This window comes from Prevotella conceptionensis 9403948, from assembly GCF_000312305.1.
Taxonomy (GTDB): domain Bacteria; phylum Bacteroidota; class Bacteroidia; order Bacteroidales; family Bacteroidaceae; genus Prevotella; species Prevotella conceptionensis.
In genome coordinates this window covers 107,489-122,345 of record NZ_HE999445.1, presented here as the reverse complement: position 1 = coordinate 122,345, position 14,857 = coordinate 107,489, and the positions used below count along the sequence as shown (strand labels likewise).

Annotated in this window: 8 protein-coding genes and 1 pseudogene; 7 read left to right on the top strand and 2 right to left on the bottom strand. The window is 49.2% G+C overall.

Going from position 1 to position 14,857, the window contains the following annotated elements; all coding sequences use genetic code 11:
* From BN93_RS17350 to BN93_RS04825, 7 genes and pseudogenes are all read left to right on the top strand, one after another.
* Positions 1–430, top strand: a pseudogene (locus tag BN93_RS17350) (C10 family peptidase); the annotation flags it as partial.
* Positions 431–615: 185 nt separating this feature from the next.
* Positions 616–1,233 carry a fumarylacetoacetate hydrolase family protein gene (locus BN93_RS04850; protein ID WP_019187214.1) on the top strand — a complete coding sequence of 206 codons (618 nt, stop codon included), beginning with the start codon at positions 616–618 and terminating at the stop codon, positions 1,231–1,233.
* A gap of 395 nt (positions 1,234–1,628) precedes the next feature.
* Positions 1,629–5,180, top strand: coding sequence for a type IX secretion system sortase PorU (porU, locus tag BN93_RS04845; RefSeq protein WP_044259880.1), 3,552 nt, complete (start codon positions 1,629–1,631; stop codon positions 5,178–5,180).
* Between the two features lie 211 nt (positions 5,181–5,391).
* A complete protein-coding gene (gene porV, locus BN93_RS04840; protein WP_009231427.1) occupies positions 5,392–6,579 on the top strand; it encodes a type IX secretion system outer membrane channel protein PorV in 1,188 nt (395 codons plus the stop codon).
* Positions 6,580–6,828: 249 nt separating this feature from the next.
* A complete protein-coding gene (gene ispF / locus BN93_RS04835) occupies positions 6,829–7,308 on the top strand; it encodes a 2-C-methyl-D-erythritol 2,4-cyclodiphosphate synthase (RefSeq protein WP_044259878.1) in 480 nt (159 codons plus the stop codon).
* A 729-nt stretch (positions 7,309–8,037) separates the two neighbouring features.
* The gene (locus tag BN93_RS04830) at positions 8,038–10,389 is read left to right on the top strand and encodes a TonB-dependent receptor (protein ID WP_019187211.1); all 2,352 of its coding nucleotides are present in this window, start codon (positions 8,038–8,040) and stop codon (positions 10,387–10,389) included.
* 61 nt (positions 10,390–10,450) lie between these two features.
* A complete protein-coding gene (locus BN93_RS04825) occupies positions 10,451–11,692 on the top strand; it encodes a YncE family protein (protein ID WP_044259874.1) in 1,242 nt (413 codons plus the stop codon).
* A gap of 330 nt (positions 11,693–12,022) precedes the next feature.
* Here BN93_RS04825 and BN93_RS04820 read toward each other — a convergent pair whose 3' ends face one another.
* Positions 12,023–13,468 (bottom strand): sialate O-acetylesterase, encoded by a 1,446-nt coding sequence (locus tag BN93_RS04820; RefSeq protein WP_084768690.1) that lies wholly within the window; start codon positions 13,466–13,468, stop codon positions 12,023–12,025.
* Positions 13,465–14,857, bottom strand: a 1,393-nt coding sequence (locus BN93_RS04815; protein ID WP_019187208.1) for a glycoside hydrolase family 26 protein, incomplete at its 5' end; no start/stop codon positions are given. The genes BN93_RS04815 and BN93_RS04820, both read right to left, overlap by 4 nt.

The window sequence follows — 14,857 nt, the reverse complement described above, 5'->3', positions numbered from 1 at the left end:
ATTTTCATCTGGCGGAATAAAAAAGGATTACAATGAAACAGACATTGTTAATGAGTTAAGGAAAGGATACTATGTATTAGTAAGTGGTTATGCAAAGGAAACGAAACCCAAAAAGAAATTTTTAGGCATTACTATAAAGACTTGGTATTCATACTCAGGTGGGCATTGTTGGTTGGTTCACGGATTATTGGAAATGAGCCGTTCTGTCTTCCGCATAAGAAATGGGCAAACCATAAGTTCTTATACACAACGAAGGTATTATTTGTTGTGTAATATGGGATGGAATGGCTGGGATAGTGGCTATTATTATAGCGGTGCTTTTAATACAGATAAAGGTCCTGAGACAAATTTTGAAAAAACAAGAAGCAATAGTAAGGAAGGTGGTAATTTTCGATATAAACTATCTGCTATCACAGGAATACGGAAATAAATAATGAATACGAGAGGGCTTTTTTGTTTTGAAGCCCTCTCGTTGTATTTACCCAATGTTCTCACAAGATACGACTTTGGTATTTTAAAAGTCACCTTTTCACCCTTTCACTTTTTCACCTTTAAAAGCTTGTTTGCATTATTTTTCGTATTTTTGTAGGGCAAAAAAGATTGAGACAGAAGCAAATGAAGATATTCGCCATTGGAATGAACTACGCCCAACACAATAAAGAGCTGGACGGAACGTTATATAGACCAGAGACGCCCGTGGTGTTTACCAAGGCCGACTCGGCACTGTTAAAAGACCGCAAGCCGTTTTTCGTACCCGACTTTATGGGGCGCATCGACTACGAAACGGAATTGGTGGTGCGCATTTCGCGACTGGGCAAGGGCATCTCGCAACGCTTTGCACACCGATATTACGACGCTGTGACGGTGGGCATCGACTTCACTGCGCGCGACTTGCAACAAAAGCTACGCGCACAGGGGTTGCCTTGGGAACTTTGCAAAGGGTTCGACGGCTCTGCCGCCTTGGGCGAATGGATTCCCATTGAACGATTTAGAAGTGTGGATGCACTGCATTTTCATCTTGACCAAAACGGGAAGACGGTGCAAGAGGGCTGCACGAGCGACCTTCTCTTTAAGGTTGACGAACTCATCGCCTACATCAGTAGTTTCTTTACGCTGAAAACGGGCGACCTAATCTATACGGGTACGCCCGCCGGTGTTGGGCCTGTGGCCATAGGCGACTACCTGGAAGGCTATCTAGAAGACAAAAAGGTGCTGGAAGTGAGGTGCAAATAGAGGAGGAGTTAAGGAGTTATGGAGTTAAGGAGTTAAGGAGTTGAGGAGTTAAGGAGTTAAGGAGTTGAGGAGTTAAGGAGTTGAGGAGTTAAGGAGTTGAGGAGTAAGGAGTTAAGGAGTTAAGCCAAATGAATAGGTGGCGTAGCCATCTTTTCACCCTTTCACCCTTTCACCTTTAAAAGGCGTTAGCCATCTTTTCACCTTTTCACCCTTTCACCTTTAAAAGGCGTAGCCATCTTTTCACCCTTTCACCCTTTCACCTTTAAAAGGCGTAGCCATCTTTTCACCCTTTCACCCTTTCACCTTTAAAAGGTGTTAGCCATCTTTTCACCTTTTCAATTTTTCACCCTTTCACCTTTAAGGGGTCGGGGGGAGGCCAAATTTGTAAGTACTTTATGTCAAAATATATACGTTCAGCCATATCATTGCTTTTCCTCATGGCATCTTTTGCCATGCAGGCGCAGCGTTTTTTCAACCTCACTTACGACCAAGTGCGGGTAGACAGCATATTGCCACACTTCGGGCATGCCATTCCACTAACGGGAAACTACCAAGACTCTACTTATACGGCAAGCATTGTTTACCCCGAATTTGCAGAGATGACACGGGCAGACATCGCCAACTATAACGCTAATTGGGGCAAACAGCTGCCAGAGATGCCTCAGTTGGAACAACGCATTGTGCTAGACCGCAAGCGCGCCATACTGAATGTTGGCTTTTGTCCATTGGTTTTCCGCGACAACCGCTACCAAATGTTGGTGGGATTTATGCTCAAAGTGGAGGCTAAACCCCTGAGACGTACGCAAAGGAAGACGTTGGCAGTAACACGCGCCACGCCAAAGGCCGCACGATATGCCAACAACTCGGTGCTGGCCACAGGCCGTTGGGCCAAGATACGCGTACCAGCAAACGGCGTATATCAGATAACCGAGAGCCTGATTAGGCAAGCGGGATTTAACGATATGAATAAGGTAAAGGTGTATGGCTATGGTGGAAACCTGCAAAACGAACGCTTAGAAGGCGCCGAGTTGCAAGCCAAAGACGACCTTAAAGAGGTGGCAACCTGCTTTGTGGACGGCAAAAGACTGTTTTATGCCAAAGGTCCTGTAAGCTGGGAGAATGCCTCTGCCGCAATACGCACACGCAATCCCTACTCAGATTACGGTTATTATTTCCTCACACAAAGCGATGGCGAGCCACTTCGAGTGGACGAAAGCGCATTTTTAAACTCCTTCTATCCGTCGGCCGACGATTATCACAGCTTGCACGAGATAGATAATTTCTCATGGTATCCAGGCGGAAGAAACCTCTTTGAGAACACGCCCATAAATCGTGGAACGAAGAAAAGTTACACCATTGATGCCCCCATAGCCGACACGGGGGGAAGTGTTACGGTGACGCTTTCGGCAGGAACAGCCACACGAGCCAACATCAGCATTAACGGCAAACGGCTAGGCGAGATAAATGTTTCCATTCCTAGCAAATACGACAAGGGCAACAGGGCCGATTTTTTTGCCAACATTGAGCAGTTTGCAGCCAAGAACGAAGTGACAATCGAAGTAACCCAAGGCGGTCCGGCACGGCTCGACTTTATCTCTATTGCCACAAGTAAGCCCCGAAACGCACCCGATTTGCACGCGGCAACGTTCCCCACACCCCAATATGTGCACAACATCACCACCCAAAACCTACACGCACACGGGGCGGCAGACATGGTGATGGTGATACCCACATCGCAAAAGCTGCGACAAGAGGCCGAAAGGCTAAAAGCTTTTCACGAAAAACACGATGGCATGCGCGTGCGTATCGTGCCTGCCGACGAACTATATAACGAGTTTGCCAGCGGCACACCCGATGCCAATGCCTATCGTCGATACCTCAAAATGCTATACGACAGGGCTGAAAACGAGGCCGACCAGCCCAAGTACCTGTTGCTCTTTGGCGACTGCGCGTGGGACAACCGCATGAAAACAGGCGATTGGCGCACAACGTCTGTGGACGATTACCTACTTTGCTTTGAAAGCGAGAACTCGTTTAATGAAATAACTTGCTACGTAGACGACGGCTTTTTCACCCTGCTCGACGACGGCGAAGGAACAGATCTAGAAAGGAGCGACTTGCAAGATGTGGCCGTTGGTCGTTTCCCCGTGGTACATCCCAACGATGCGCGAACGATGGTTGACAAGACCATTGCATACGCCCAAAATGCCAACGCAGGCGCATGGCAAAACACCATCATGTTTATGGGCGACGACGGAAACGACAACCTACACATGAGCGATGCCAACAAGATGGCCGACAGCTTAGCAACAGAACATCCACAATACCTTATTAAAAAGGTGATGTGGGATATGTTTAAGCGCGAATCTAGCGCAACGGGCCACACTTACCCCGAAGTAACGAGCATCATTAAACAGCAACAGGCCGCAGGCGCGTTGGTGATGAACTACGTGGGACATGGTCGTACCGACCAAATTTCGCACGAATCGGTGTTGCGCCTCAACGACTTCAAGGCCTTCTCCAATACCAACCTCCCCCTTTGGATAACTGCCTCGTGCGACATCATGCCCTTCGACGGAGCCGTCCCCACCATTGGCGAGGCGGCCGTGCTGAACAAGAATGGGGGTGCAGTGGCTTTCTTCGGCACAACACGAACGGTATATGCCTATTACAACCAACGCATCAACATGGCCTACCTGCATTTTCTGTTTAGCGAGAATGGGGGTAAGCCTATGACCATTGGCGAGGCGCAACGCTTAGCCAAGAATTATATGATAACCGACGGACAAGACCAAACCACCAACAAACTGCAATATTCGTTGTTGGGCGACCCCGCATTGGCCATCAACAGACCCACGGCACGCGTTGTGGTAGACAGCATCAACGGTACACCCGTACAAGCGGCAATTCTGCCCAAACTAGCGGCAGGAAAGGTAAACAGCGTCGTGGGACACATCGAAGGGCACACCAACTTTGCAGGAGTGGTGACGGCCACCGTGCGCGACCGCAAGCAACGCCTGGTGGGTAGGCTGAACAACCAGTCGCCAACAGAGGGTGCCGACAAGCCTTTTGCATATACCGACCGCGTTAACACCATCTTTAACGGAGCCGACAGCGTGCGCAAGGGCCAGTTTAAACTTAGCTTTGCCGTGCCGCGCGACGTGGATAACGACAACGGAACGGGCCTTGTTACCCTATACGCCGTGAACAACGAACGCACCATAAGGGCCAACGGATATAGCGAACGCTTTACCATCGGCAGCGGAACGCTTAGTGCCAACGACTCTATCGGGCCTTCCATTTACTGTTACCTCAACTCCACCTCGTTTACAAACGGGGGTAACGTAACACCGCAGCCGCTCTTCGTGGCCAAAATTTCGGATAAAGACGGACTGAACGCAACAGGTAGCGGCATCGGACACGACATGCAATTGGTTATCGACGGCAGCATGCACAAAACCTATAACCTGAACGACCACTTTACGTTCGACTTCGGGTCGTACACCGCAGGCACGGTGATGTTCAACATTCCCACGCTTTCGCCAGGTAAGCATAAACTGCAATTCAGAGCTAGCGACATACAAAACAATACGTCGCAAGTGACGCTCGACTTCCATGTAGTGGGCGGACTGATGGCCGACAACATCTGGATAGACGCCACCGAAAACCCTGCACGCACCACAACCACCTTCATCGTAAACCACGATATGGGCAACACGCCAGTAGATATAATCATCGAAGTGTTCGACTTGACAGGAAAACTGTTGTGGACCAACGAAGAACGAGGCACACAAACCGTAGGCAACTACACCCGAACATGGGACTTGGTGTGCACAGATGGGCATGTGCTGTCGACGGGCGTTTACCTCTATCGTGCCAAAGTAGCTGCACAAGGCACCGCCAAAACCTCGAAAGCGCGTAAGCTTATCGTGCAAGGCAAACGATAAAGAGGGGGTAATGCCAAAACCATGATGCGTAAACGTGCCAGATTTTAAATGTGTTTGCCCCTTCACAACAATAAAACGCGCAACCCTGCGTTTATAAAGCGAACGAGTAAAGCACGCTTTTGCTAAGCGCAATGCGTAGTGCCAAGCTTGCCAAAGCAATCGTGGCCACTCGTAAACTCGTGAACTTGTCGACTAAATAAAGAATAAATAAATGACAAACAGCAAACGTATAGCCCTTGCCTTCACGCTAGCCATAGCGACGACCACTGCTTGGGCCGACGACAAAAAGGAGATATTCAACCCCGTAAGAACCTCGGTAACATCGCAAGGCATTGCCCCTGATGCACGTGCAGCAGGTTTGGGCGATGTGGGAGCGGCTACCGAAGCCGACGTTTACTCGCAGTTTTGGAACCCAGCCAAATATCCTTTCGCCATATCTAGGGCCGGCGTAGGGCTTAGTTACACGCCTTGGTTGCGCCAATTGGTTAACGATATTGGTCTGGCTCACATGTCGGGCTACTATCGCATAGGCGACTATGCCGCCATTTCGGCAGGCATCCGCTACTTCTCGTTGGGCGAAGTTACCACCAACGACAATAGCGGAGGCTCGAGTTCGGCACCCGCACTCACCATTCGCCCTTATGAAATGTCGGCCGATGTAGCTTATTCGCTGATGCTAAGCGAAAAGTTCTCCATTGCAGCAGCCGTTCGTTGGATATACTCCGACTTAACTTACAGCTACACCGACAACACAACCCCTGGTTCGGCATTCGCTGCCGACCTCGCCTTATATTACCAAAACTACTTGAACATCGGACAACGCGAATGCCAATTGGGTATCGGTATGAACGTTTCTAACATCGGTAGTAAAATAACGATGGGCGAAGACGCCAACAGCGAGTTTATCCCCACTAACCTAAGATTGGGCGCATCGTTGATGATTCCCGTTGACGAATACAACCGCTTTACCCTAGCAGCCGATGCCAATAAGCTGCTGGTGCCCACTTATCCGCACCAAAACGAGGGCGAATCGACCGAAGATTACCAACGCCGAGTGCAGAAAGACTATTACGATGTGTCGTCTATCGGTGGCATTTTCAAAAGTTTCGGCGATGCACCGGGCGGATTTAAAGAAGAGTTAGACGAGATTAGCCTAAGCTTTGGAGCCGAATATGTGTACCACGACCAGTTTAGCGTGCGTGCCGGATACCACCACGAAAGCGCTAATAAGGGCAACAGAAAGTATTTTACCGTGGGTGCTGGGTTCAAAATGAGTGCCTTTACGCTCGATGCAGGCTATGTTATCGCCACAGCCAAGAGCAATCCGCTGGACCAAACAATGCGTTTCTCGCTTACGTTCGACATGGACGGACTGAAAGATTTGTTTAAGCGTAGGTGAGTTTGATGAGTTGTTGAGTTGATGAGTTTCGGAGTTGTTGAGTCTTTTGGTTTCGGAGTTATTAAGTTGATGAGTTTCGGAGTTCGCGAGTTAATGGGCTTAAAAACTCACCCATTCAAAAACTTATAAATGAAAACTCTCAATAACTCGATAACTCACAAGCTCAACAACTCAATAACTCATAAACTAAAAACTCACAAACTCATCAACTAAAAAAATCAATAACTCACCAACTCACAACCTCAAAATATGAATTACAGGATAGGTTTCGGCTATGACGTACACCGCATGGTGGAAGGTAGAGAACTATGGTTGGGCGGCATACGCATCGACCACACCGTGGGATTGCTGGGCCATAGCGATGCCGACGTGCTGATACATGCCATCTGCGACGCCCTTTTGGGAGCGGCGAACATGCGCGACATCGGCTTTCACTTCCCCGACACGGCCAGCGAAACGCTGAATATGGACAGCAAAGTGATACTCGAAAAAACCGTGGAACTTATTGCCACGAAGGGTTATCGCGTGGGAAACGTAGATGCTACGGTGTGTGCCGAGCAGCCAAAACTCAATCCTCACATACCTGCCATGCAGCAATGTATGGCCAAACTGATGGGCGTAGACCCCGATGCGGTGTCTATCAAGGCCACCACTTCCGAACGAATGGGCTTTGTTGGGCGACAAGAAGGCATGGCCGCATACGCCACGGCATTAATAGAAAAGGTGTAAAGGGGAAAAGGGATTAGGGCTTAATTAAGTGCCACTTGTTGCTTGTTCACCAGTGTTTGCTGTGGTTTGGGGTGCAGTTCTGCCCAAGCCTCATCGTATTATGGTTAGAAGAGATTGATTTTATAGTCAAACAGAATTGCTTCTGGCAAAATGTTGTTAGAAAAATGCAATACGTTGCGTAGCATGGCATCAATAAACCCTTGCGCAGAGGATAAGGAGGATTTTTGCTTGTTTACGATGCACCTATGACTTTGCAAATACAATTCTGTTTGACTATATAAGTCTGTGAGAGGTTTTGGCCTGCACTTCGTGTACGAAGGGAGTGTTTATCTTGTGTTGGCATTACAAAGGTAACAAACTCCTCTCAATTGATAGAAATGTTAAAAGGCAGGGCCACTTCGTTTTGAGCAATTCTGTTAATCAACCCTTTTAGGTGCATTAATGGCATAGACCCCTTTTGTGAAGTATGGCGTAAACTAATGATTTGTCGTTAATGCTAATGAAAAAACAGCTGCCCGTGTTGTACAAATACCTATTGTTAGGTATTGCATGTAAATATGTGTTTTTATAATTTTGTAGCGATTTTTTAAATGTATAACGACGTTAAGTATAATGGGCACCTCCACGTTGAAGATGATGATACGCATTCAGGCGCGTGTGCATGATAAAAGTAAGAGGTAAAAGATGTTCCTTCTTTATAAAAAGGCAAAGGCGGCACGGTCAGTACGTATGCTGTGCTGTACTGTACGCTTGTTGTGTGTGGCATGCTTGCTCGCGTTAAGCGCCACTTTAACCGCGCAAAATGTAGTGGTTTATGGTACGATAACCGACGGCCGAAGTAACGAGCCACTTATGGGCGCGTACATAGAGGCACTGGGTACAAAGGCTAATGCCGTGAGTAGCGCGAGTGGCAGTTATCAAATCGTTGTTGAGAACAATGCCAACATCCGTTTACGAACCACGTATGTGGGGTATGGAGAACTGATGAAACAAGTGAAAACCTATGGGAAAGACAGCATCAAGCTCGACTTGGTGTTGATGCCAGACGAACACACGCTACACGATGTGACTGTTACGGCACGTAGCGAAGCCCGGAAGATACGCGAGGGTGCTATGCCTGTGTCGGTTATTTCGCAACGCCAGCTACAAGGAACGGCAACCAACATCAACGATGTGTTGGCGCGTACCGTGGGCGTAACCGTACGCAACACGGGTGGAATGGGTAGTGCATCGCGCATATCGGTAAGAGGATTGGAAGGTAAGCGCATGGGACTTTTCGTAGACGGAACGCCTTTGGCGCAGATAGGAAACTTCGTTGCCCTGAACGATATTCCCACAAGCATGATCGAACGCATTGAGGTTTATAAGGGCATCGTGCCCTATAAGTTTGGTGGTTCGGCCTTGGGTGGTGCTGTTAACGTGGTTACTAAGGAATATCCACCTGTATATCTTGATGTGGCTTATGAGATTAGCTCATTTAATACGCACCAGCTTTCTACCGTCCTAAAACGTACCAATGCCCGAATGGGGTTGCAATTTGGTGTGGGTGGCGTGCTCACACATTCGGATAACGACTATACCATGCGTTTGGAGAACCTCGGCGGACGTGTGGTGAAGCGCGACCACGACAAGTTTGATAAGGCCATGGGGGGCTTTTCGTTTAAAGCAACTAAGTGGTGGTTCGACGAAATAAAAACAGAATTAATCTTTACGCGTACCAAACAGCAGATACAAGGCATAGACCTGCCGGTGAAAGAGGCCTATAACGAGTCGAAAAGCTTGGTGAGCGCATTGAAGTTGAAACGCGAGAACTTCTTCGTTGATGGCTTAGACTTCGACCTCGACGCGGGATATGTGTGGGGATGGTATGGCATGCACGATACGGCCAAACACCGATACGATTGGGACGGTACGCAGTTGCCGCCCGTTTCGGGCTTTGGAGGGGAGCAGGGAAACCATCCCACCGATGGGAAAAACCGTTCGCAAGACTTTATTGCCAAGCTGAACATGGGCTATACGCTTAACGAGCACCATGCGCTGAACCTCAACGTGTACGAAAACTATACGCGGCTGAACCCCAAAGACACGCTGATGGACCGTGCCTTGAACTATCATGCCAACTTTCCCAGTAACATGAATAACCTCACTGTTGGCTTTTCGCACGACCTAACGCTCTTCGGCGGCCGCTTCCAAAATGCTCTCACCCTTAAAGCTTTCTTCTATTCGTCGCATTCTAGGGCCATAGAGGTGTATGGCGTAAGTGATCCCGAACCCGTTTCGGTGGCCAAAAGCTACATGGGATTTAGTGATGCCATGCGCTTTAAGTTTACGCCCTACCTGATGCTTAAGGCTTCGTTCAATTCGGAAGTACGCATCCCCACTAGCGAAGAGCTGATAGGTAATGGATATTCGATATTGCCGTCGCCTACACTTAAGCCCGAACGAACCACAGGTACAAACCTTGGATTGCTTTATAGGCGGCAAAGTGATGCAGGACAAGTTGTGGAATGCGAACTGAACGGCTTTTACAATGTGTTGCACGATATGGTGCGCTTTACGCCCGACATCATCCCCACAATGGCCCGATACCGCAATTTTGGCAATGTGCGAACGGTGGGTGTGGAGCTAGACTGTAAGGCCGATGTGCTGCCCTGGGCTTACCTTTATGCCAATGGAACGTGGCAAGACCTTCGCGACACGCGCCGTATGATGCCTGGCACGCAGGTGGAAAATCCCACATATAACAAGCGCATACCCAATGTGCCCTATCTGCTGGGCAACTTTGGAGCGGAGTTGCACAAGGAAAACCTCTTTGGTGGAAAAGGACAAAACACGCGATTGCTCTTCGACGCATCTTATGTGCATCAATATTTCTACGATTTTGAGATGAGCATATACCAAGACCGCAAGATACCTACATCGTTCACTATGGATGCAGGCTTGGAACACAGCTTCGGTAACGGCAGATGGACTTTGACTTTCAAGTTAAAGAACATCACGGATAGGTGGGTGGTGAGCGAACTTAACCGCCCGCTGCCTGGTAGAACGTTGGCCTTTAAGGTGCGGTATGTATTGAAATAATATGTAAGGAACTTAACTAACGTATTAAATACAATGTTATAACCATTAAAAGCATTAGAGTATGAAAATGAAACAATTATGTATGGCCATCATCGCAATGGCCGCTATGGCCGCTTGCGGCGACGACAACAAAGAACAACCAACGCCGCAACCGGGTGGAGAAGGAGGAAAGTTTGAAGGTGTGCTCTTTGCAACGTCGGTAACAAACGCCGATGGCAATTCGGGGGCAGCATACTTGCAAGGAATACCAAAGCTTACTGCCAATACCATAGACAACTCGAAGGGACGTCCAACTGGCTTTGGGACGACACCCATCGTTGCACCCAGTGGAAACGTTTACTCGCTACCCGACTATATGGGGAACAGCCGTTCGGCAATAGTTCGCTATGTGCCCAATGCAAACGGCGAACTAGTGGAGAAAGGGAAACTGGAACTCACTGCTGGCGCACAGGCTTGCAATGTGGTAGAAGTGAACGCCGAGAAGGCATACGTTAGCTGTCAAGGCACGGGAAAGATTGTGGTGTTCAACCCGACGACGATGAAGCAGGCTAAGGAAATAGACCTTAACGCCTATGCACAGGCGGGGATGAATGTTGCTCCCTCGGCCATGATTGTGCGCGATGCAGACTTGTTTGTAGGTCTCTCTCAGCGCGATGCAAATTGGATGCCCACAAAGGCGAGTGCCGAACTTGTTGTTATTGACACCAAGACCGATGCAGTGAAGAAGCACATTGTGAATACTACACTGGGGCTAAGCATGGCTACAAGGCCTATCGACCCGCAATCAATCTTCATGGACGAGAACAAAGATATCTATATCAACTGTATTGGAAGCTTTGGAATGAACCCAGAGTTCCCCGGAGGTATCATTAGAATAAAGAATGGAACGATGGAAATAGACCCCGACTATTCGTTTAAGTTCAGCGAAGTGAAGGTTTCAGGACTGGTAGGTGACTATGGAAAGTTCTTAGGAACCGTTTGCTACATGGCTGGGGGTAAGCTTTACGCGTACATTAACGCACCCCAATTAGACCCTGACTCGAAAAATCCGTATCTAACAATTGCTTATTGCCCCGTAGAAGTAGACCTCTACAATAAGACGATAACAAAGATAGAGGGCTTGGGATACTCTAATCCCCACGCTTGTGCTGTGGCTAAATACGGAAACAAGGTGGTTTATGGACTGTCGAATAAAACGGAACATGGGTTCTTCAGCTATGACCCTGCTACCAAGAAAGTGGAAGGGCCAATACTTAAAGTAACAGGTAACCCCTTGTTCTTTTATAGTTATGGTGCTAAGTAAGCGCACATGCTGTGGAATAGGTTAGGAATTCTGCGCATACAATAAGAACATAACATGATTAAGCGAAACTGCTGGGCGATTGAGAAATTGATGCCGCGGTGGTTTCGCTTATTTTTTTAGTATATTTTTCTCTGCTACTAGGTAACTTTCATCGCGCGCGCGTATTATATGAAGGTGTAGACTGCTTTATCTGTGAATGGAAAGATGGGAAAACATATTGGTTAACCCCAACAGGTAAAGCATGTAACGAAAGCCTAAAAACACAAAAGGGGCAGGCAATAGAAAAGTACTTTCGCTCTTCTTTTGCCTGACCCGTAGGTTTGTTTCGCCTTACCACTTATCCGTTCTGAATGGGATGAGGGGCAATGCGGCTTGGTTTTTGACGTTGCCTAGCAAGAAATTGCGGTAGCAATAGCGTACGGCCACAGGCTTGGGAACGGCCTTTGAGGTGAGGCGGAACTTGTTGTGGCGAACGTAAGTGGCGTGGGCTGGATGGAAAATGCGGTCGGAACCGGCCACTTCAAAGCCTTCGTAGGTGGATTGGGGTATAATGCCTGTGTAGGTGTCTTTGAGATGAACCACGCAAGTGTCGCCCTTTATCTCCAGCTTTTCGAATGCCGGCTGCTTGTACATCACCTTTTCGTAGCCGTAGTAACGTGCTAGGGCGGTTAGTGCAAGCCGTTCGCCGATGGGGCGTTTTTGTGTGGGATGTATCTGTCGCACTTCGTAGGGATATACCAAGTCGTTGGTGCTTATCATGGCGCAATGGGGAATTTCGAGACTGGCTTTGTATTGCTGTTCGCGTATAAATGCCGCGCTGGTTCCCATTTCTCCCTCGTAACGATGGGGCGCAATCTCCACGATAAGCATCAGCATGTTGTCCGAAAAGTGCTTGCGCCATTGTTGTGTAAGTAGTTTTAGGCGTTCGCCATAGGTGTTGGGGTTGTGGTCTACGTTGGCACAACCTTGATAATACAGCACGCCACGCACGCCATAGTTGATGATGGGGTGGAAAGTGCCGTTGCCCCAGAGCAGCGGGCGCAACCATTCGTAGGCGTATTTGCGCGCAAGCTGTACCGAGTCGGTGGGCTCGTCGGTGTATTTGCGCAGGTTTTCGGCGTTTAACCAACTCTCAACCATCGTTCCGCCCTTGTTGGCTAGCACCAATCCTACGGGTATTTGCAGGGCTTGTGCCAATCGTTGGGCGAAAAAGAAGCCCACGGCCGAACAGTCGCTCACCGTCTTGGGGCTCATATTCACCCATTGGCAGGGTGTATCTTCGAGCGGAACGCTACTCATTCGCGGTGGAATGCTGACGTAACGCACGCCGCGCATGTTGGCCGATGCCCATACAGCATCTTGATAACCCTCAACGGGACATTCGTTAAAGCCGCGAACGGGCATCTCCATATTGCTCTGTCCGGCACAAACCCACACCTCTCCAGCTAGCATGTTGTTGATGGTTGTTGGCTGTCCGTCACTGAATGTGATGCTTAAAGGATGGAAACTAGCTTTGGGTGTGCGTAGCACAACGCGCCATCGTCCTTGCGAATCGCTTTTCACCGTCACCCTTTTTTCTTGCCATGTGGGTACAACGGTTACGTTGGTGTTGGGCGTAGTCCATCCCCAGAAACATACATCTGCCTGTTGTTGCACCACCATCCCATCCGAAAGGATGTGCGGGAGCCTGATTTTTGCCTGCAAAGGCATGGTTGCCAGACACGCAACCATAGCCCCAAGTAGGCGTAAACGTAGTGAAAATACAATTTTTTTCATCGTGTTATCACATTAGGATTAGACATAGCCGACTTCCACCAAGCGTCGGTGGCATGCACAACGCCACCGCCAGGGTACCACGGCATAAAGAAACTCCACTTGGCATCGGCATTCCATTGCGCCGATATGTCGGCAACGGTGCCGCATTCGGTAAGGGCAATCATCTTCGTGGGGTAGCGATAGGCCAGCTCGTTAAAGCGTTGGGCGGCGGTTTGGGCAGTTACGGGTGTGCCGTTTTGTCCGTACATGTCGGTGCCGATGATGTCAACGTATTCGTCGCCAGGATACCAATCGGGGTCGTTCTTTTCGGAAGTCCACACCCAGATGAGGTTGTTTACGCCGTGTTGCTTGAAGAAATCGAACATGATGTGCCACAGCTTGCGATAGTTTTCGGCCGTTCCGTTGCCCCACCAGAACCATTTTCCTGCCGCTTCGTGTAGCGGTCGCCACAGCACGGGGATGCCCGCACGCTGCAATTGTTGCAGGTAAGGCACTATCTTTTCCAGGTCGGACTTCATAAACCGATTAGCCCACGTGCCTTCTGTAACGGCATCGTTGAGGGTGAACTCGTTCTTGGCGGCGTAGAAATCGTACTTCACGGTGCCTGCCGCCTCAACGGTAACGCCCGTAACGGTGTAGTCGTGTCCGCCAATAATCAGTCCGTTGGCGCGCATTTCGGTAAGCGTGGTTTGGTCGAGCGTCATTGTATAGCTGTCGCCACTGATGTTGAAGTAGTCCCAGTTCTTTCCGTTCTCGTCTACAAAGCCTGCCCATTTGCTGTTCTTAATCGAGCCTTGGGCGTTGGCTTTCGCGTTGGCGATTTTCACAACGAGCTTACTTCCAACCGAAGCTTTGGCCAAAATGTCTTTCGTTGCTTGCGTTGTGAGTTGTATGTGGCCGCTCCAGTCGGACGGCATGTCCTTATTTGGACCGCCATAAAGCACAACGGGCACCGTGGAGGCGTAGGGATTGGACGTGGGAACGTTCCAATGCCAGCCTATTGTGACCATTCCGCCAGCATCGTGCCAGGTCCTTACGGGCGCGATGTTGGCATAATCGATCCATCCGCCGGGGCTGGTAGACTGCAAATGGATGTAGTCGTAACCGTTGATGGCCGGATATTTGCCCGTCAGCGCGTGCACTTGGTTGGATATTTTGGTGTTCCAAGCCACGTCGGCCATTGCTCCCGAAAATGTTTTCTGACCATAATTGGCCGCCAACTTCTGGTACAATGCCTTTGTTTCGGCCGTTGCCTTGTCATTTACAAGCGCAGTTGTGATTTGTTGCGACTGCGCTTTGAGGGTGGCTTTTACCTCTGGGGCGGGCATGTTATTGGGACCGCTGACCACGCCTTCGGGGATAAGCAACTCGTAACTCTCGCCCCGAACG